Annotated in this window: 19 protein-coding genes and 1 pseudogene; 9 read left to right on the top strand and 11 right to left on the bottom strand. The window is 71.1% G+C overall.

What is annotated here, in order from left to right:
* Positions 1 to 107: 107 nt before the first annotated feature.
* Positions 108 to 596, top strand: a pseudogene (gene folE / locus ACFWY6_RS08165) (GTP cyclohydrolase I FolE); the annotation flags it as partial.
* A 23-nt stretch (positions 597 to 619) separates the two neighbouring features.
* Here folE and ACFWY6_RS08160 read toward each other — a convergent pair.
* The 6 genes from ACFWY6_RS08160 to ACFWY6_RS08135 form a co-directional block, all read right to left on the bottom strand.
* Positions 620 to 1114, bottom strand: coding sequence for a DUF3180 domain-containing protein (locus ACFWY6_RS08160; protein WP_384687417.1), 495 nt, complete (start codon positions 1112 to 1114; stop codon positions 620 to 622).
* 84 nt (positions 1115 to 1198) lie between these two features.
* Positions 1199 to 1810, bottom strand: coding sequence for a 2-amino-4-hydroxy-6-hydroxymethyldihydropteridine diphosphokinase (gene folK / locus ACFWY6_RS08155; protein ID WP_266863769.1), 612 nt, complete (start codon positions 1808 to 1810; stop codon positions 1199 to 1201).
* Positions 1807 to 2166 carry a dihydroneopterin aldolase gene (folB, locus tag ACFWY6_RS08150; RefSeq protein WP_135330533.1) on the bottom strand — a complete coding sequence of 120 codons (360 nt, stop codon included), beginning with the start codon at positions 2164 to 2166 and terminating at the stop codon, positions 1807 to 1809. The genes folK and folB overlap by 4 nt, the downstream gene beginning before the upstream one ends.
* Positions 2167 to 2299: 133 nt before the next feature.
* Positions 2300 to 2809, bottom strand: a complete 510-nt coding sequence (locus ACFWY6_RS08145) for a nuclear transport factor 2 family protein (protein ID WP_360774345.1) — start codon at positions 2807 to 2809, stop codon at positions 2300 to 2302.
* Entirely contained in the window at positions 2806 to 3678 is an 873-nt protein-coding gene (gene folP, locus ACFWY6_RS08140; protein ID WP_266863764.1) for a dihydropteroate synthase, read from the bottom strand. Before folP ends, ACFWY6_RS08145 begins: the two co-directional genes overlap by 4 nt.
* Before the next feature lie 30 nt (positions 3679 to 3708).
* Entirely contained in the window at positions 3709 to 5514 is a 1806-nt protein-coding gene (locus ACFWY6_RS08135; protein ID WP_384687416.1) for a phosphatidylglycerol lysyltransferase domain-containing protein, read from the bottom strand.
* A gap of 139 nt (positions 5515 to 5653) precedes the next feature.
* Here ACFWY6_RS08135 and ACFWY6_RS08130 point away from each other — a divergent pair, with 139 nt between their 5' ends.
* The gene (locus ACFWY6_RS08130) at positions 5654 to 6775 is read left to right on the top strand and encodes an alpha/beta hydrolase (RefSeq protein ID WP_384687415.1); all 1122 of its coding nucleotides are present in this window, start codon (positions 5654 to 5656) and stop codon (positions 6773 to 6775) included.
* An 18-nt stretch (positions 6776 to 6793) separates the two neighbouring features.
* Here ACFWY6_RS08130 and ACFWY6_RS08125 read toward each other — a convergent pair whose 3' ends face one another.
* On the bottom strand, positions 6794 to 7951 hold the full coding sequence (locus tag ACFWY6_RS08125; RefSeq protein WP_384687414.1) for an ABC transporter ATP-binding protein: 1158 nt from the start codon (positions 7949 to 7951) through the stop codon (positions 6794 to 6796).
* A 142-nt stretch (positions 7952 to 8093) separates the two neighbouring features.
* On the opposite strand from ACFWY6_RS08125, the gene ACFWY6_RS08120 reads away from it, so the two are divergent.
* The 4 genes from ACFWY6_RS08120 (at position 8094) to ACFWY6_RS08105 (ending at position 11681) form a co-directional block, all read left to right on the top strand.
* Positions 8094 to 8822, top strand: a complete 729-nt coding sequence (locus tag ACFWY6_RS08120) for an ABC transporter permease (RefSeq protein ID WP_360774359.1) — start codon at positions 8094 to 8096, stop codon at positions 8820 to 8822.
* Positions 8819 to 9532, top strand: a complete 714-nt coding sequence (locus tag ACFWY6_RS08115) for an ABC transporter permease (protein WP_360774362.1) — start codon at positions 8819 to 8821, stop codon at positions 9530 to 9532. Before ACFWY6_RS08120 ends, ACFWY6_RS08115 begins: the two co-directional genes overlap by 4 nt.
* A gap of 64 nt (positions 9533 to 9596) precedes the next feature.
* Positions 9597 to 10571, top strand: coding sequence for an ABC transporter substrate-binding protein (locus ACFWY6_RS08110; protein ID WP_384687413.1), 975 nt, complete (start codon positions 9597 to 9599; stop codon positions 10569 to 10571).
* Between the two features lie 144 nt (positions 10572 to 10715).
* Positions 10716 to 11681, top strand: coding sequence for a hypothetical protein (locus ACFWY6_RS08105; protein ID WP_384687412.1), 966 nt, complete (start codon positions 10716 to 10718; stop codon positions 11679 to 11681).
* 152 nt (positions 11682 to 11833) lie between these two features.
* On the opposite strand, the gene ACFWY6_RS08100 is transcribed toward ACFWY6_RS08105, so the two are convergent.
* The gene (locus tag ACFWY6_RS08100; RefSeq protein WP_384687411.1) at positions 11834 to 13177 is read right to left on the bottom strand and encodes a PH domain-containing protein; all 1344 of its coding nucleotides are present in this window, start codon (positions 13175 to 13177) and stop codon (positions 11834 to 11836) included.
* Complete coding sequence (locus ACFWY6_RS08095) at positions 13174 to 13683, bottom strand: PH domain-containing protein (RefSeq protein WP_384687410.1); 510 nt, start codon at positions 13681 to 13683, stop codon at positions 13174 to 13176. Before ACFWY6_RS08095 ends, ACFWY6_RS08100 begins: the two co-directional genes overlap by 4 nt.
* Positions 13684 to 13746: 63 nt before the next feature.
* Here ACFWY6_RS08095 and ACFWY6_RS08090 point away from each other — a divergent pair, with 63 nt between their 5' ends.
* The gene (locus ACFWY6_RS08090) at positions 13747 to 14898 is read left to right on the top strand and encodes an NADH-quinone oxidoreductase subunit D (RefSeq protein ID WP_384687409.1); all 1152 of its coding nucleotides are present in this window, start codon (positions 13747 to 13749) and stop codon (positions 14896 to 14898) included.
* Here ACFWY6_RS08090 and ACFWY6_RS08085 read toward each other — a convergent pair.
* Positions 14863 to 15915 carry an SAM-dependent methyltransferase gene (locus ACFWY6_RS08085; protein ID WP_384687408.1) on the bottom strand — a complete coding sequence of 351 codons (1053 nt, stop codon included), beginning with the start codon at positions 15913 to 15915 and terminating at the stop codon, positions 14863 to 14865. The two genes, ACFWY6_RS08090 and ACFWY6_RS08085, sit on opposite strands and share 36 nt — an antisense overlap.
* 105 nt (positions 15916 to 16020) lie before the next feature.
* On the opposite strand from ACFWY6_RS08085, the gene ACFWY6_RS08080 reads away from it, so the two are divergent.
* Together ACFWY6_RS08080 and ACFWY6_RS08075 are read left to right on the top strand one after the other, a co-directional pair.
* Entirely contained in the window at positions 16021 to 17223 is a 1203-nt protein-coding gene (locus ACFWY6_RS08080) for a sensor histidine kinase (protein ID WP_384687407.1), read from the top strand.
* 119 nt (positions 17224 to 17342) lie between these two features.
* The gene (locus tag ACFWY6_RS08075) at positions 17343 to 18017 is read left to right on the top strand and encodes a response regulator (RefSeq protein WP_384687406.1); all 675 of its coding nucleotides are present in this window, start codon (positions 17343 to 17345) and stop codon (positions 18015 to 18017) included.
* Positions 18018 to 18034: 17 nt separating this feature from the next.
* On the opposite strand, the gene ACFWY6_RS08070 is transcribed toward ACFWY6_RS08075, so the two are convergent.
* Positions 18035 to 19141, bottom strand: a complete 1107-nt coding sequence (locus ACFWY6_RS08070; RefSeq protein WP_384687405.1) for a DUF5937 family protein — start codon at positions 19139 to 19141, stop codon at positions 18035 to 18037.
* Positions 19142 to 19223 lie beyond the last annotated feature (82 nt).

Genomic DNA, 19223 nt, shown 5'->3' with positions numbered 1-19223 from the left:
ACCCCCCCCACTCCCCCCCACCCTTTCTCTGCGTCGGGGTGTGGGTGTTGGTGTTGGTCCTCTCCTCCGGGGGGGGGGTGGGGGGGGGGCCCCCCCCCCCCCCCCCGGGCCTGCGGGAGACTCCCGGTCGCGTGGCACGCGCGTACAGGGAGATATTCGCGGGCTTGTGGCAGAAGCCCGAGGACGTCCTGACGACGACGTTCGACCTCGGTCATGACGAGATGGTCCTGGTGAAGGACATCGAGGTCATGAGCAGCTGTGAGCACCATCTGGTGCCGTTCGTCGGTGTCGCCCACGTCGGCTACATCCCGTCGACCGACGGCAAGATCACCGGTCTGTCGAAGCTCGCCCGCCTCGTGGACGTGTACGCCCGCCGCCCGCAGGTCCAGGAACGCCTGACGACGCAGATCGCGGACTCCCTGATGCAGATCCTGGAGCCGCGCGGCGTCATCGTGGTCGTCGAGTGCGAGCACATGTGCATGACGATGCGCGGTGTGCGGAAGCCGGGCGCCAAGACGATCACGTCGGCCGTGCGCGGTCAGCTGCGTGACCCCGCGACGCGCAACGAGGCGATGAGCCTGATCATGGCGCGATAGCGCCACAGGTCGGCGGGAGAGCGTTACGCGGCCGGGGCCGCCCCGCCGTTCTGGCCGTCCTCATCGGTGTCCTCAGGGAGCTTGCAGACGCGCTCCATGAAGAAGGCGGCCGCTATCACCGCGATGCCCGCCACGACCGAGAGCCCGGCGTAGATCGCCTGGTCGCGGCGGGCCGGGATGTCCAGGTACTCCAGGAGGAAGGCGCCCGTCCCGGCGTACATGCCGGCGACGAGGGCGGCCACCAGGGCGCTCGCCTGGCCGAAGACGACCGCGCGGGCGGCCATCAGCGGTTCGACGCCCTTCGCGCCGGGGCGCCGCTCGCGCTGGGCGCGCAGTCGGGAGCGCAGGGAGAGGGCCGTGGACAGCAGGACCACGGCGATCACCGCGAGCACGATGGGCGCGGCGAGCGGGACCCTCGGCAGCGTGCCCAGGGAGTCCCAGAGCCGGGCGCCGGCCCAGGACAGCACTCCGGCCACCACGAAGAGGCCGGCCAGTGTCCTGATGCGCAGCTGCTTCACGGATGACCCTTCGTCGTTGTGCGGATCCGCGTCGTACGGATCGTCGTACGGATCTTCGTTGTGCGGACCCGATGACCCTAACGACTACTCGGGCAGCCGGAGTTCCAGGTCGACACGGGGCTTGACGCCCTCGCGGGTGAGCGCGGCGAGCAGCTCGGCGACCGGGCCGCGGCCGGCCAGCTGGGCCTCCGGCTCCACGTCGTGCCAGGGGGCCAGGACGAAGGCCCGCTCGTGCGCCCGGGGGTGGGGCAGGGTGAGGACCGGGTCGTCCGACACCACGTCCGCGTACGCCACGATGTCGACGTCGATGGTGCGGGGGCCCCAGCGCTCGTCCCGCACGCGGTGGAAGGCCTCCTCGACCGCGTGCGCCCGCTCCAGGAGCGAGGAGGGCGGCAGGGTCGTCTTCACCACGACGACCGCGTTGAAGTACGAAGGCTGGCTGCCCGGCTCGACGCCCCAGGGTTCGGTCTCGTACACCGGAGAGACCGCTTTGACGCGCAGGCCGGGGGTGTCCTCCAGGGCGTCGACGGCGCCCTGCAGGTTCTCCAGGCGGTTGCCGAGGTTGCTGCCGAGGGAGATCACGGCGCGCTTGGGGTTGGAGAGGGTCGTGTCGGCGGCGTCCACCTGCTCCACCACGGCCGTGGGCACCGGCTGGACGGTCGGGTCGCTCTGCCCTTGCGTGGAAAACGCGGTCATACTCGGCTCCGGGTGATGGTGACGGTCACATCGTCGAAGGGGACGGTGATCGGGGCGTCCGGTTTGTGGACGCACACCTCGACCTCCAGGACTCCGTCGTGCTTCAGACACGTCTGGGCGATGCGCTCGGCGAGCGTCTCGATGAGGTCCACCGGCTCGCCCTCGACGACGGCCACGACCTCCTCCGCCACGACGCCGTAGTGCACGGTCTTCGACAGGTCGTCGTCGGCGGCGGCCGCACGGGTGTCCAGGCCAATGACCAGGTCCACGATGAAGGTCTGGCCCTCTTCGCGTTCCCGCGGAAAGACACCGTGGTGCCCACGGGCCTTGAGGCCGCGCAGCGCGACACGATCCACGCGAATCACTCCTGCAATCGTCGGTATCGGCAGGCCTGCACCGAGTGCGGTCGGCACACCAGCCACGATCGAATCTACCTGCGAGCACTGACAGCCCCCGCCCGCGGGGGCTCCTCGACCCGCCCCTACCCACTCAGGAGGGTGACTCTTCGCCCTCTTCGTCGTCGGTTTCGGCTAGTACGGGTGATGCGTGGTGCGACCAGAGCTTCCATCCGTCCGATGTGCGCCGGAACACATTCGTGGCGACCACCAGTTGCCCGACGAGCGGCCCGAGCTCGCCGCCGCCCTCCGGGGGCGGGCCGCCGCTGAGGATGTTCTCGGTGCAGGTCACCAGGGCGGTGTCGCCCGCCACGCCGACGTGGACGTCGGTGAGGAAGAACTGGATGTACTCCGTGTTCGCCATGATCAGCGCGTACGACCTCAGCACCTCGCCGCGGCCGGTGAGGACGGGCCAGCCGGGGTGGACGCAGGAGATCGCGGTCTCCTCGTCGTCCGAGCCGACCTCTTCGTCGTCGAGGGCGTCCCGGGTGCCGGTGTCCAGCCACAGGTCGGACACCTCGTCGAAGTCGCCGCGCTCCAGCGCTTCGTAGAAGGCCGTGTTGGCGCGCTCGACCTGTTCGACGTCGGTACGGGCCCCGGTCACAGGTCGCCGCCGGCCGCGCTGGTCACGGCGTGTGCGACCCGGACGGCGTCGGCGGTGGCCCGCACCTCGTGCACGCGGACCGCCCAGGCGCCCTGGTGGGCGGCGATGGCGGAGACCGCGGCGGTGGCGGCGTCGCGCTCGCGGGCGGGCGGCGGCGCGCCCTCGGGGCCCGCGAGGACGCGGCCGAGGAAGCGCTTGCGGGACGCGGCGACCAGGATCGGGTGACCGAGTTCACGCAGCCGGTCGAGGCGGGCGAGGAGCGCCAGGTCGTGCTCGGCGTCCTTGGAGAAGCCGAGGCCCGGGTCGACGACGATGCGCTCGGGGGCGATGCCGCCCTCGATGGCGGCCCGCACGCGCGCGTGGAGCTCGTCGACGACTTCGGAGACCACGTCCTCGTACACGGGCTTGGCATGGATGTCGGCGAGGAAACCGCGCCAGTGCATGACCACGAAGGGCGCGTCGGCGGCGGCGACCGCGGGGACCATGCGGGCGTCGGCGAGGCCGCCGCTGACGTCGTTGACCAGGACCGCGCCGGCGGCCAGTGCCTGCTCGGCGACGGTGGCCCGCATCGTGTCCACGGAGACCGTGACGCCCTCGGCGGCCAGACCCCGCACGACGGGGACCACGCGGCGCAGCTCCTCGTCCTCGTCCACGCGCGTGGCGCCGGGCCTGGTGGACTCGCCGCCCACGTCGACCAGGTCGGCGCCCTGGGCGACCAGGTCGATGCCGTGTTTCACGGCGGCCGTGGTGTCGAACCAGCGGCCCCCGTCGGAGAAGGAATCGGGCGTCACGTTCACGACCCCCATGACCGCACAGCGGCCCCACTCCGGCAGCCCTTCGACCGATCCCCGCCCGCGCAACGTACTCATGCCTCCAGCGTAGGCCCGTACGGGGCGCCCTTACGCCGCCCGGACCTCGCGCTCCGTCGACCGGTGCGGGCAGGGGCGGCGCCCCGCAGTGCGTCCGCGCAGGAAACGGGGCAGCGCGAACGTGACGAAGCCCTCGGCCTGCATGGCCGCGAAGCCGATGCGGGGCAGGTCCTTGGAGGAGCGGTAGACGACGAAGCGGGGCTCCCAGCGGGGGCGGAACTTCGCGTTGAACTTGTACAGGGACTCGATCTGGAACCAGCGCGAGAGGAAGACCAGCAGGCCGCGCCAGGCGCGCAGGACCGGGCCCGCGCCGATCTTCTCGCCGCGTGCGAGGGCCGCGCGGAACATGGCGAAGTTGAGGGACACGCGCGCGATGCCGAGCCTCGGGGCGGCCTGCAGGGCGGCGACGATGAGCAGCTCGTTCATGCCGGGGTCGGCAGCGCGGTCGCGGCGCATGAGGTCCAGGGAGACGCCGTCCTCGCCCCAGGGGACGAAGTGCAGGACGGCCTTCAGGTCGCCGTAGGGCCCCGGGTCCTCGTCGGCCTTGTGGGCGGTCGCTATCAGGCAGTCGCCGTCTCCGGGGTCGCCGATCCGGCCGAGCGCCATGGAGAAGCCGCGTTCGGTGTCGGTGCCGCGCCAGTCGTCGGCCGCCCGCTGGATCCTGGCGAGCTCCTGCTCGCCGAGGTCACGCACGCGCCGTACGCGCGTCTCGTAGCCATTGCGCTCGATCCTCTTGACCATCTGGCGCACGTTGCGCATCGCGCGCCCGGTCAGGGAGAAATCCGCGACGTCCACCACCGCCTCGTCGCCCAGTTCGAGGGCGTCGAGGCCGGTCTCGCGGGTCCAGACCTCGCCGCCCGTCTCGGAGCAGCCCATGACGGCGGGCGTCCAGGAGTGGGCCTTCGCCTCGTCCATGAAGCGCTCGATGGCGCCGGGCCAGGCCTCCACGTCGCCTATGGGGTCACCGCTGGCGAGCATCACTCCGGAGACGACGCGGTACGTGACGGCGGCCTTGCCGCTGGGCGAGAAGACGGCGCCCTTGTCGCGGCGGAGCGCGAAGTGGCCGAGGGAGTCGCGGGCGCCGTGCTTGGCGAGCAGGGCGCGCAGCTTCGTCTCGTCGTCCTCGGTGAGCCGTGCGGCGGGGTGTTCGGGGCGGAAGGCCAAATAGATAGTGGTGATCGCTGTGAGCAGGCCGAGTGCGCCGAGTGAGCAGCCGACGGTCCACGACGTACGCCCGTAGTAGTCGACCGGGCCTTCGAAGCCGAACAGGCCGTACAGGACGTGGGCCAGGCGGTCCGTGATGCCCGGGTCCCCGATGACCTTGCCGGGGTGGGCACTGACGATCACCAGGCCGAGCGCGATGGAACCGGCCCCGAGGACCACGAAGTTGGCCAGGGCGCGCCAGCGGCTGCGCGGGTCGGGGAGCGCCGCGAATTCTCCGCGGTGGCGCAGCAGCAGGGTCAGCAGGGCGAGCGAGATCAGTACGCCGATGACGGAGTGGCGGTACATGAACTGGGCCACGGCTCCGGCCGGGAGCAGCACCACGGCGGCCCGCCAGGCGCGCCGCTTGTGGCGGCGCAGGCCGTGCGCGAGCAGCAGCAGGAGGACGCCCGAGCTGAGCGCGAGGGCGGCGGCGAAGGGGCCGAGCGCGCCGGGCAGGACCTCGGCGACGGCGTGCATGCGGCTGTGCCGGAAGCGCGGGAAGACGCCCGCCGCGATGTTCAGCAGCCCTACGAGGGTGCAGGCGCGGGCCACGAAGGCCGGTACGGCCTCGGGGCGGGGGCCGCGGAGCATCCGGCGGAGCTTGCCGTCACCGCCTGGAACCACACCCGACATTTCCCCATCTATCCTGACAGACATCGCATCCCGTAGTTCCGCGAGAGACCTTGGACCCGGTGCCAAAAGCGGCATCCGGCGACAATTGCGCCCTCTAGGACGGCCCTTCCGGGCCTCGGGTTCACTCCGGATCGGAAAAATGGGTCTTACGAGCAACAAGGTCCTCGCGTTGGCGGTGGCTCTGGCCGTCGTGCTGTTCATCGGAACCGTCTGGTTCTGGCCGCGCCTGGCCCGGCAGAACTGGCGGACCGTCACCGGACGGGTCGGCCTGCTGATCGCCACCCAGCTGGCGATCTTCGCGTCCGTCGGCTTCGCCGCCAACCAGGCGTTCGGCTTCTACGCGACCTGGGCGGACCTCTTCGGGCAGGAGACAAGCCCCGGAGTGGTCGTCGACCACGACCCCACCAAGGGCGAGGGCGGCCCGGTCGACGTCCGTGGCACCCGCCCGGTGAACGTCCCCGGAGGCGGCAGGCCATCGACCGGCGGCCAGATCCAGCAGGTCACCATCAGCGGGAAGGAGTCGGACATCGCCAGCAAGGCGTACGTCTATCTGCCGCCCGAGTACTTCCAGTCCCGCTACAAGGACCGCAGGTTCCCCGCTGCCGTGGTGCTGACCGGCTATCCCGGCACCGCGGAGGCGCTCATCAAGGGCCTGCGCTACCCGCAGACCGCCCATGCGCTGGCCAAGCGGGGCACCATGCAGCCGATGATCCTGGTCATGCTGCGGCCGACGGTCGCGCCGCCGCGGGACACCGAGTGCGTGGACGTCCCCGGTGGCCCGCAGGCCGAGACGTTCTTCGCCAAGGACCTGCCCGATGCCATTTCCGAGCACTACAGGGTGGGCGAGAAGCCGGGGAGCTGGGGCGCGATCGGCGACTCGACGGGCGGCTACTGCGCCCTGAAGCTGGCCGTGCACCACCCCGACGTGTACGCCGCCGGTGCGGGCCTTTCCGCGTACTACAAGGCGCCCATCGACGTCACGACCGGCGATCTCTTCCACGGCGACAAGGAGTTGGAGCGGCGCGCCGACCTCATGTGGTCCCTGGACCACATGCCGCCGCCCCAGACGTCCCTCCTCGTCACCACGAGCAAGCAGGGCGAGGACAACTACGCGGACACCGAGAAGTTCATCGACAAGGTGAAGCCGCCCACCCGGGTCTCGTCGATCACGCTGCCCAGCGGCGGGCACAACTTCAACACGTGGCGCCGTGAGATTCCCGCGACACTGGAGTGGATCAGTGGGCGGCTGAGCGTCAAGTAGCCCTCCGGAGAGGGTGGTTCAGCTGCCCCCGATGGCCGCGATGGTCTCCAACTCGACGTCCCCGCGCGCGATGTCACGCGCGTCGGCCGCCGTCGACCTGCGAAGGGCCTCGTGCAAGCGGGCTGGAGTCAGCACGCCCAGGAAGCGGCCCTCGCTGTCCTTGTCGATGACCGCGATCCAGCCCGCGTCGTGCTGCAGCATCGTCGCGAACGCCTGCTTCAGGGTCGCGCCCACCGGAAGCCACGCCTCCATGCGGCGTGCGTGGTCCCGCACCGACCCCGAACCGCCGTGCGCGTGCTCGGCGGAGATCCAGCCGTGCAGGTTGTTCTCGCCGTCCAGGACGACGGCCCAGCGGGCGTCGAGCTTCGCGGGCAGCGGGTCGTCCAGGTGCAGGACGGGCGGCTGCTCCAGGTCGCCCTCCTCGATCGGTGTCACGGAGAGCCGCTTGAGGCCGCGGTCCGCGCCGACGAAGTCGGCCACGTAGTCGGTGGCGGGCGCGCCGAGCACCGTCGACGGAGTGTCGAACTGCTCGATGCGACCCTGGCCGTAGACGGCGATGCGGTCGCCGAGCCGGACCGCCTCCTCGATGTCGTGCGTGACGAAGAGCACCGTCTTGCGCACGGCCTGCTGGAGGCGGAGGAACTCGTTCTGCAGGTGCTCGCGGACCACGGGGTCGACGGCGCCGAACGGCTCGTCCATCAGGAGCACCGGCGGATCGGCGGCGAGCGCGCGGGCCACGCCGACGCGCTGGCGCTGGCCGCCGGAGAGCTGCTCGGGGTAGCGGTCGCCGAAGGTGGCCGGGTCGAGGCCGACCAGGTCGAGGAGTTCGGCCGCGCGCTCGCGGGCCTTGGAGCGCTTGACGCCGAGGAGGTGCGGGACGGTCGCGGTGTTCTCCAGGACCGTCTTGTGCGGGAAGAGGCCGACCTGCTGGATGACATAGCCGATACGGCGCCGGAGTTGGACGGGGTCGATGGCGGATATGTCGTCGCCGTCCACGAATATCCGGCCTTCGGTCGGCTCGATGAGACGGTTCACCATCTTCATCGTCGTCGTCTTGCCGCAGCCCGACGGGCCGACGAGCGTGACCAGTTCACCCTCGGCGACCTCGAAGGACAGGTCGTCGACGGCGGTGGTGCCGTCCGCGTACCGCTTGGTGACGTGCTCGAACCGGATCATGATTCCCCATTGTTGCGGGCGTTGTGTAAAGCCCATGTTGCGCCAGTACGACGAGTCTCGGCGATTGTCAGTGGTGCGCGTTAGGGTCGCCAGACAGCCGCAGGAATCGGTTTTCGGGGGAGTGAGGAGGGGGCGGGACGCGATGAGCGAGCAGAACTGTCTGGTGGCGAACGACTGGATCTGCGGGGAGTACGTCCGTTCCCGCAGCCAGGAGTTGATCGACGCCACCGTGCAGCACGTGGGCATCACGGTGGCATCGGTGGCGATCGGCGTCGCCGTCTCCCTGCCGCTGGCGCTGCTCGCCCGGCGCTGGCGCTTCCTCGCGGGGCCGATCCTCGGCCTGACGACCGTGCTCTACACGGTCCCTTCGCTCGCGATGTTCTCGCTCCTGCTGCCGTTCTTCGGGCTCTCCGCCTCGCTGGTCGTGACGGGCCTGGTCCTGTACTCGCTGACGATCCTGGTGCGGAACATCCTGGCGGGGCTGCAGGCCGTGCCCGATGAGGCACGGGACGCGGCCAAGGGGATGGGGTACGGCCCGCTGCGACTGCTGTGGGAGGTCGAACTGCCGCTCGCGCTGCCCGCGTTGCTCGCCGGCGTGCGCATCACGACGGTGTCGACGGTGGCGCTGACCACGGTCGGTGCGATCGTCGACTACGGCGGGCTCGGCACGCTGATCCTGGACGGCCTCGACACGACCTTCAAGGCACAGGTGCTCACGGCGTCCGTGCTGTGCGTGCTCCTCGCCGTCGTGGCCGATCTGCTGCTCCTGGCGCTCCAGCGGTGGCTGACGCCCTGGACGCGGGTCCATCGAATACGGACGAACCGTGCCGCTCGCGCGCAGCGCACGGCCAAGGTGGCTGAACCTGCATGAACGCGATCACCGGTGCGTACGACTGGCTGACCACGTCCGCCAACTGGCAGGGCGACAAGGGGGTGTGGCACCGGCTCGCGGAGCATCTCTACTTCAGTGGGGTGTGTCTCGCCGTCGCGTGTCTGATCGCGCTGCCGATCGCGCTGTTCCTCGGCCACATCGGCAAGGGCGGCGCTCTCGCGGTCAACATCTCGAACATCGGCCGTGCGGTGCCGACGCTCGCGGTGCTCGTGCTCCTCACGCTCACCCCGCTGGGCGAGCACGGGGACGTACCGACGCTGATCGCCCTGGTGCTCTTCGCGGTGCCGCCGCTGCTGACCAACGCGTACATCGGGATGCGCGAGGTCGACCGGTCGGTGGTGGAGGCCGCGCGGGGGATGGGCATGAGCGGCGGCCAGCTGTTCGCGCGGGTCGAACTGCCTCTGGCGTACCCGCTGATCATGACGGGTGTCCGGTCCGCCGGGGTGCAGGTCGTCGCCACGGCGACGCTGGCCGCGATGGCCGGCGAAGGGGGTCTCGGCCGGATCATCACGGCCGGGTTCAACCTGCAGAACACGCCCCAGGTGGTGGCGGGCGCCCTGCTCGTGGCGCTGCTCGCGCTCTTCGTGGAGGTGGTGCTCGTGGTGGTGGGGCGCGTCTTCGACCCGTCCCGCGGTGTCGGCAGGGGCGGGCGGCCCCGTCCGGTGAGTGACTCCTCGGCGGCCGGGTGATTCCTCAGGCGGCCCGGATCCGGTTTCTTGTTTCCGTTCGACCTTTCGAAATGGTGGTTCACCGATGAACAGCACAACGCGTCGCGCGCGACGGATGGCAGGGGCGGCCGTGGCCGTCGTGGCGCTGACCGCGGGGCTCACCGCGTGCGGCGGGGACAGCCTGGAGAAGGACGGCAAGGGCTCGGGCGACAAGGCGGGCGGCAAGGGCAAGCTCGTCGTGGGCTCGGCCCGCTTCACGGAGCAGAAGGTCCTCGCCGAGCTGTACGTCGGTGTCCTGGAGGAGGCCGGATATGACGCGGAGGTCAAGACCGTCCAGAACCGCGAGGTGTACGAGCCCGAGCTGAAGAAGGGCTCGATCGATGTCGCTCCCGAATACGCGGCGACGCTCGCGGAGTTCCTCAACCTCGGCAAGAACGGGCCCAAGGCGAAGCCGGTCGCTTCTAATGATGTGGACGCCACGGTGGCCGAGCTGAAGAAGCTCGCCGAGCCGCGTGGCCTGAAGGTGCTTCCGGTCGGCGAGGCGGTCGACCAGAACGCGTTCGCGGTGAGCAAGGAATACGCGAAGGAGCACAAGCTCAAGACGCTTTCTGATCTTGGTGAGTCGGGCGAGAAGGTCAAGATCGCCGCGAGTGACGAATGCGAGACCCGGCCGTTCTGCGCGCCGGGACTGAAGAAGAAGTACGGCATCGACATCGCCGGAATCGACCCCAAGGGCGTCGGCACCACACAGTCCAAGCAGGCCGTGAAGAACGGCACGGACCAGGTGGTGCTGACCACGACCACCGACGCGACGCTGGACAGCTTCGGCCTGGTGGCCCTCGAGGACGACAAGAAGCTGCAGAACGCGGACAACATCCTTCCGGTGGTGAACGCGAAGGAAGCGGGCGGCAAGGAGATAGCCGAAGCGCTCGGCAAGCTGACCGAGACGCTCACGACGGAAGATCTCGCCGAACTCGACCGGAAGGTCGATGTCGAGCGGCAGAAGGAAGCCGATGTCGCCAGGGAGTATCTGGAGTCGAAGGGACTGATCAAGAAGTAGCGCGGCCGAAACCGGAGTTGGCGCGGCCGAAAGTGGAGGCGAGTGGCCGAAGAGGATCGGCAAGGGCGGGGAATCAGCGCTGTGGCACTGTCATTTTGGCGCCCGGGGCACCAGAGTTCGCCTACGCGCGGTAAGTTTCTGGCCATGCCACGTGGACGCCACCGCCATTCCCCACCCTTGCACCGGCTGCTTCCCCCCTCGACGGTCGCAGGCCTCTCTCTCGTCTGCGCCGGCGGCGCCTGGCTCTTCGCGGAACCGACCGTGCTCCGCGGCCTCACCGCGGCGGCCGCCGCGGCCGCCGTCGTGGGCTCCGTCGTCATGCGCCGCTGGGACCTCGCGGCCGGCAAGCAGGTCGCCGAGCTCGGCCGGGCCCGCAAGAGCGACGAGTGGCGCCACGAGGAACGGATAGCGGAGTGCGAGTCCGACCTCGACGAGTCCCGCGAGCTGCGCGGCCGCCTGGAGACGAAGCTGCGCGCCAAGCGGGCGGAGCTTGCCGCGCTGCGCAATGAGCACGCGGCGCTGCTTCGGCGGTACGCCACGGCGGAGACCGAGCGGGCCAGTGCGCTGGAGGGGCGGCGGCTCCTCGCCATCGAGGCGTCGACTCCGGCGCGGGCGCTGCCGCCGGCTCCGGTCCAGGCCTCGGCGCCGGTCCCGGCCCAGGCCAAGGCTCCGCAGAGCGCGACTCCGTCGCTGTACCTGCGGGCGAACGCCGCGCTTGACCGGCTGACGCCGAAGCCGTCCGCCTCCGGCGCGGACGGAGACGAGGCGCGGGGGAAGTCCGGGGCGGCCGACGGGTACGGCGGGCACGAGCGCGCGGTCGCCGTCGCGCCGCCCGCGCAGACCCGGCGCCCGGTCGTCCAGGGCGGTTTCGACTTCTTCGGCACGAAGGGCGCGGCGCCCGCCGCGCTGGAGGCCGTGCAGAACGCGGACCTCGCGGACGTGGTGGGCGAGGAGGCACTCGCCCTGCACAAGGCGGAGGCCGAGGCGGACTTCAAGCAGGCTCCCGCGGAGGGCTCGGGCCGTGCGGCGGGTCAGGTCATCGACCTGACGGCGCATGACGAGACGGAGCAGATCGACGTGGCCGAGTTGCGGACTGCCCTGCGGGCTTAGCTGGGCGGGGCCTTGAGCGCCGTCGATCACCGGCTTCGCCGAGTTCGTCCTCAAACGTCGGACGGGCTAAGTACCCCGTTGGCAGGCCGGTGACGAATCCGCGGGCCGTCCGTGGCTGATCGCGCCGTTCCCCGCGCCCCTTACGGGGCCCCTCAAGCCATCCACCGATCCGGCAGCGCATCCCTCCGCCCCGTACGCGACCGTTCCGCCTGCGCCTCCAGGAGCGAAACCGCCTCCCCCGTAGGACGCAGCCGCGCGGTCACCGTCTTGTTCGCGCCGGTGTCCACCGCCACGTCCGCCACCCCCTTGTACCGCTCCCACGGCCCCTGCGTGAGCCGCACGCTCTGCACCTTCGCGTGCGGCACCAACGACAGGCGCCGCCGCAGCAGGCCGTGCCGCGCGGCGAACACCGTGTCCGTCACGGTGAGGCCGTACCCCTTCCACCACACTGGAAGGCACCACGCCGCGCGCGAGGGCGGCCGGATCAGCTCGGCGGCGGCCGGCACCCGGACGCCCGGCAGGATCCGTGCGATCACCGCCTCCGCGACGTCCCGGGGTGCGACCGGGACCAGGACGCCGTTGGCGGAGCCCGCCACGTCCAGCTCGACCCGGACCCACCCGCGCCGCCGCCACAGCCACGGCTCCACGACCCGCACGGTCTGCACCCGCCCCGGCGGCACCGTCTCGTGCGCCTTGTCGAGCAGCCCGTGGTCGATGCGCAGACCGTCGGGGGACTCGCCCACCTTCCAGTCGTACTCGCCTATGAAGCGCCCCACGCTGCTCGCGAAGGCGCCGCCCAGCATGGGAAGGCCGGTCGCGAGGACCGTCCACAGGTTGTGGGTGACGAACCACAGGAAGGGCGGCACGATCAGCGTGGCGATGAGCATGCCCCAGGTCGTGCCGGTCAGGACGAGCGAGATCGCGAGCATGCGCGGCTGTACGTGCACCAGATTCCTGACCGGTGCCTCGCCGACCTCGCGGGCTTCTTCGGGGGCGAAACCGGCCGCCCGCGCGAGGAGTTCGGCCCGTAGGACAGCGGCCTCCTCCTCGCCCAGATAGGCGAGTTCGTCCTTGCTCTCCGCGCCGACCACGTCCAGCTTGAGCTTGGCGACGCCCGCTATCCGGGCCGCGAGCGGCTGCGTCACGTCCACGGCCTGGAGCCGGTCGAGCCGGATGTGCGCGGTGCGCCTGAAGATCAGCCCGGTGCGGATGCGCAGTTCGGTGTCGGTGACCGCGAAGTGCGTGAACCACCAGCTGAGGAAGCCGTAGAGGGCGCCGCCCAGGAGGACGACGGCGAGCCCGGCCAGCAGCTGGGACACGGCGAGTTCGGAGACGCGCCGCTGGGTGCCGCTCGGGTCGTGCACCGCGAAGCCCACGAGGACCGCGACCGGCGCCCAGGCCCTGCGCAGGGGCGTGACGGGGTGCAGACGCCGCTCTCGTACGTCGGCGGGGCCGCGGGTGTGTTCTTCCCCCGCCGCCTCGCGTACGCCGCTCACAGCCCCGCCGAGCGGGCCTCGCCCAGCTCGGTGAGCCGGTCGCGGAGCCGCTCGGCCTCCTCGGGGAGCAGCCCGGGGATCCGCGCGTCCGTGGCGGCTGCCGCCGTGTGCAGCTGCACGCCCGCGAGCCCGAAGTACCGCTCCACCGGTCCCGACGTGACCTCGACGAGCTGCATCCGGCCGTAGGGGACGATCGTCTCCTCGCGCCAGAGCACGCCCCTGCTGATCAGGAGGTCGTCGGAGCGCTCCGCGTACTTCCAGGACCGCCAGTTGCGCTCCAGCATCGGCCAGCCCCACACCACGAAGGCGAGCGGCAGCAGCGCGAAGAACGCCCATGCCGGTCCGGCGAACACCCCCAGGAGCACCCCCACGGCCACCGCGATCGGCACCAGCCACACCACCAGGAGCAGCCGTCGCATTCTGAGCAGTCCCCCGGGCAGCCCGGTCCATACCGGCTGCGCCTCTGTCCCCGCTGGTCGCGCGGGTTCCGCCGTCCCCGTATCCATGCCGCAAGCGTACGTACGCCGGGTCACAGTCGCGTATGCCGGAGCGTACGAGAGAATGCGCGCATGAGCCCCACGACGGAGACCACGCTCGGCATCGGCGGCGCCGCGGAGAGCACCGACATGGTGCTCAACATCGGCCCGCAGCACCCGTCCACGCACGGCGTGCTGCGGCTGCGGCTCGTCCTCGACGGCGAGCGGATCCAGCACGCGGAGCCGGTCATCGGCTACATGCACCGTGGCGCGGAGAAGCTCTTCGAGGCGCGTGACTACCGGCAGATCGTGATGCTGGCCAACCGGCACGACTGGCTGTCCGCGTTCTCCAACGAGCTCGGGGTCGTCCTCGGAGTGGAGCGCATGCTCGGCATGGAGGTGCCCGAGCGCGCCGTCTGGATGCGCACGCTGCTCGCCGAGCTGAACCGCGTACTCAACCACCTGATGTTCCTGGGCTCGTATCCGCTCGAACTGGGCGGTATCACCCCGGTGTTCCACGCCTTCCGGGAGCGCGAGGAGCTCCAGAACGTGATGGAGGAGATCTCCGGCGGGCGGATGCACTACATGTTCAACCGCGTAGGCGGCCTCAAGGAGGACCTGCCCGCGGGATGGCCTTCACGCGCGCGCGGCGCGGTCGCATCGGTCCGCTCCCGCATGGACGTGTACGACAAGCTGGTGCTCGGCAACGAGATCTTCCGGGGCCGCACCCGCGGCGTCGGCGTGCTGTCCCCGGAGGCGGTGCACTCCTACGGAGTGAGCGGTCCCATCGCGCGTGCCTCCGGAGTCGACTTCGACCTGCGCCGCGACGAGCCGTATCTCGCGTACGGGGAACTGCAGGACACCCTGAAGGTCGTCACGCGTCAGGAGGGCGACTGCCTGGCCCGCTTCGAGGTGCTCCTGGAGCAGACCCACAACGCGCTCGACCTCGCGGACGCCTGCCTCGACCGGCTCGCCGACCTGCCTCAGGGACCGATCAACCAGCGCCTCCCGAAGGTCCTCAAGGCCCCCGAGGGCCACACGTACGCGTGGACCGAGAACCCGCTCGGCATCAACGGCTACTACCTGGTCTCCAAGGGCGAGAAGACGCCCTACCGCCTCAAGCTCCGCTCGGCCTCGTACAACAACATCCAGGCGCTGGTGGAACTCCTTCCGGGCCAGCTGGTCGCCGACATGGTGGCGATCCTGGGGTCACTGTTCTTCGTGGTCGGGGACATCGACAAGTAGCGGGTCCGCGCCAGGCAGCAGGCCTTCGAGCCGTACGCCGACCGGCTGGACCAGCCACCCGAAGTCCCCGAGCCCGCCGGGTGCGGTGAGCTCCGCCGCCTCTCCCGCGCGCGTGAGGGCCCGTACGTACGCGGCCGGGTCGCTGGAGGCGAGGGACAGCGGCGGGCGGCCGCCGCTCACCCCCAGCGTGCCGAGCGCCGCCCGCTGGGTGAGCAGCGTCGCCCCCTCCAGCGCGCAGGCGTCCAACGCCACATGGGCGGTGATGTCGCAGCCGCCGTCCGGCACGGGCGCCGTCTCGCGGCCCGCGCGAAAGCCCGTCAGCGTCCCGAACGGCGGCCGTGCCGCCCGGTCGTGCGCGTAGTCGACCGCGACGGCGAGGCCGCGGGTCAGCGTCGCCACGGCAGCCGCCCACGCCTCGTCACGGGGGCGGCCGATCTCCGCGCGCAGGCCCGGCTCCGGGGGCAGCGGCCACCAGCGCGCGAGCCAGGAGGCGTCCGCGCCGTCGACGGCGGCCCCGAGCGATTCGGTGCCGTCGTCGCGCACGAGGACCCGGCGCACGACACCGTCCGGCGCCACCTCGGCGATATCCAGGGGGACGTTGTCAAGACACTCGTTGGCGAAGAGCAGACCCGTGACGCCGGCCGGCGCCCGGTCCCGCCACTCGACGCGCGGGTCGAGCCCTTCGGGGCGTGCGGCGCGCTCAACCGCGTACGCACGCGTGCGTGCCGCCACTTCGGGGGGCAGCGCGGCCAGGACGCCCGCGGTCAGCTCGCCACGACCCGCGCCGAGGTCCACGAAGGCCAGCTCGGCGGGGCGGCCGAGCGCCTCGTCCACGCGGCAAAGGAGGCGGGCCACGGCCGCGGCGAAGAGCGGTGACGCATGCACCGACGTGCGGAAATGCGCCGCGGGTCCGCCAGGGCGCAGATAGAAGCCGGCAGGGCCGTAGAGCGCCTCCTCGGTGGCCTCACGCCAGCCCCGCCACACGTCCCGCCGCTCACCCCGGACCTCGTTCGTCACGCGAGAAGGCTAAGGGCGCCTCCACCTTGGGGAGTACACGTGCCGGGTGCGGATCGGCCCTCCGGTTGACCCCGGAGGGCCGTGCGGCTGCCTACGCTGGGTTACGTGCAGCGCGTCTATGACTTCCTCCGCAGACACCCGACCGGGGTCGATGGCTTCTGGGCCCTCTTCCTGCTCGGGATCTCCGGCCTGGGCCTGGTCTCCATGGCCGAGGGGGACGGCAGAGACCCGCGCGTCGCGTCCGCCGTGATCGTCGTCGGCCTGTCCGTCGTCGTCGCGCTGCGCCGCAAGGCCACCGAGAAGATGCTGATCCTCGCCGCCGTGCTCGGCGTCGCCCAGCTGGTCTTCGACGCGAAGACGATGCCCGCCGACTTCGCGATGCTGGTGATCATCTACACCGCGTCGGCCGACGGCCCGAAGTGGGCCTCGCGGTTCGCTCTCACGGGCGGTCTGTGCGCCGCGCCGCTCTCGTCGCTGCGCTGGCCGGAGGAGAGCATCAGTTCCTTCGGCAACATCCTCTTCACGGTCTTCCAGATGGTGCCCTTCGCGCTGGCCTGGGTGCTCGGTGACTCGATCCGCACCCGCCGCGCCTATCTGGCCCAGCTGGAGGAGCGCGCCGACCGCCTGGAGAAGGAGCGTGCGGCCCAGTCCAAGGTCGCCGTGGCCGCGGAGCGGGCCCGGATCGCCCGCGAGCTGCACGACGTCGTCGCGCACAACGTCTCGGTGATGGTCGTCCAGGCCGACGGCGCCGCGTACGTCCTCGACAGCGCCCCGGAGCAGGCGAAGCAGGCCCTGGAGACCATCTCGGGCACCGGCAGGCAGGCGCTCGCCGAGATGCGCAGGCTGCTCGGCGTGCTGCGTACCGGTGAGCACCAGGAGAGCGGCGAGTACGTCCCGCAGCCCGATGTCGAGCAGCTCGACGAGCTCATCGAGCAGGTGCGCACGGCAGGACTGCCCGTCGACTTCAAGGTCGAGGGCACCCCGCGCCCGCTGCCGAGCGGCGTGGAGCTGACCGCGTACCGCATCGTGCAGGAGGCGCTCACCAACACCCGCAAGCACGGCGGCGAGAACACCGGGGCGAGCGTGCGCCTGGTCTACTTCGACGACGGCCTGGGGCTGCTCGTCGAGGACGACGGCAAGGGCGCCCCGCACGAGCTGTACGAGGACGGCGGCGCCGACGGCAGTGGGCACGGCCTGATCGGCATGCGCGAGCGCGTCGGCATGGTCGGCGGCACGCTGGACGCGGGGCCGCGGCCCGGCGGCGGCTTCCGCATCAGTGCGCTGCTCCCGCTGAAGCCCGCGAGCTGACACCTGTCACCGAACCGCCCACGCCATAGGCTGACGAACTCATCTGAACTCAGCCACTGAACTCACCGACTCATCCACAGAACTCATCCACAGAACTCATCCACGAAGGGGCACCCTTGATGTCGATCCGCGTCATGCTCGTCGACGACCAGGCGCTGCTGCGCACGGGGTTCCGGATGGTGCTCGCAGCCCAGCCGGACATGGAGGTCGTCGCGGAGGCGGGCGACGGCGTCGAGGCGCTGGAGGCGCTGCGGTCGACCAAGGTCGACGTGGTCCTCATGGACGTACGCATGCCGAAACTGGACGGCGTGGAGACGACCCGGCGCATCTGCCAGGACGAGAACCCGCCCAAGGTGCTGATCCTGACGACCTTCGATCTCGACGAGTACGCCTTCTCGGGCCTGAAGGCGGGCGCTTCCGGCTTCATGCTGAAGGACGTGCCCCCGGGGGAGCTGCTCGCCGCGATCCGGTCCGTGCACAGCGGTGACGCCGTGGTCGCGCCGTCCACCACGCGGCGCCTGCTCGACCGTTTCGCGCCGATGCTGCCGAACGCGGGCGGACAGCCGCAGCACAAGGAGCTCGAACGGCTCACGGACCGCGAGCGCGAGGTCATGGTCCTGGTCGCCCAGGGGCTTTCGAACGGCGAGATCGCGGCGCGGCTCGTCCTGTCGGAGGCCACCGTCAAGACACACGTGGGACGCATCCTGACCAAGCTCGGGCTGCGGGACCGCGTGCAGGTGGTGGTCCTCGCGTACGAGACGGGCCTGGTGCGGGCGGGTGGCGGCGCGGCCTGAGTGCGACCGGTCCTGCCCTAGCGCAGGACCCCCTCGATGAAGTCGCTGCCCAGGCGTGACACCACGCCGATGTCCAGCTGGTGCTGCACATAGCGCCCGCGGCGCCGTGTCGTGACGAGCCCGGCCTTCTTCAGGACGCTGAGGTGACGTGACACCTCGGGCGCCGTCAGGCCGTGCGCGTCCGCAAGCTCGCCCGTGGTGTACGCCCCGCGCGCGAGGTGGCGGCACAGGCGCATCCGGGCCGGGTGGGCGAGCGCGGACATGCGGCGGGTCAGCTGCTCCACGGAGGGCGGGGCGGTGAGGCCGGGTCCGCTGATGGGGTACGTGATCGCGGGCTGCCAGCCGTAGCGGTGCAGCACCATCAGATGGGGCCAGCCGAGGCTGGTCGGGACGAGCACGAGGCTGCCGTCCCCCGTGACCGTGCGCCCCTCGGTGATCTTGTCGAAGGTGATGAGCCGGGCCTCCTCGTCCAGGGAGGCCGCACCGGACACCGCCTTCAGGGCCTCGGCGAGGCCCTTGCGGCGCAGCAGGTCGGTCTTGTGCCGGGCGTCGGCGGCGAGCTGGTGCTGCAGGCGCGCCCAGGTGTCCGCGAAGAACGCATCGTCGCAGTCCTCCACCAGCTGCCGGAACCAGGCGCGGACCGCGGACGGGTCGTCGAGCAGCCGCCGGGTGAAGCGCACCTGGTGCGGGCCTCGGGCGGCGGCGAGCTCCAGGGCGCGCTGCTGCACCTCAGGGGTGCCCAGGATGGAGCGGTTCGGCTCCGCGTACGACGACTGGCAGGTGAACTCCAGGGCGGCGTCCACGAATTGCTCGTCGGTCAGCTTGTCGAGGAGGTCGAGCTCCTCGGCGAGCGTGGCGCCCGGGAGTGCCTGCTTGCCGGGTATGCCGGCGAACGGCGCGAAGACGTCCGAGAACGTCGTGCGCCACAGGAAATCAGCGTCGCACATGCGGTCCGCGAGGCACGGGTCCATGCGCGCGGACACCGCCGTCGCCCAGCCCTGGAGCCCCGGGTGGTGGCCCGGCTCCGCCAGCGCGTGCAGCGCCATGCCGAGCTCGGCCAGGGGCGAGGGCACGACGTGGATCCGCTCCGGGAGCAGCCCGGTGATGTCGATGCTCACGCTCATGGCCCCATGGTGCACCCCGCCACCGACATCCCCGCCGTCGATTTAACGGAGGGCTCCAAAGAACCGACGGCGGGGGGGCGGC

Source organism: Streptomyces sp. NPDC059037, assembly GCF_042740015.1.
Classification (GTDB): Bacteria; Actinomycetota; Actinomycetes; order Streptomycetales; family Streptomycetaceae; genus Streptomyces.
This window is presented reverse-complemented; position numbering and strand designations above follow the sequence as displayed.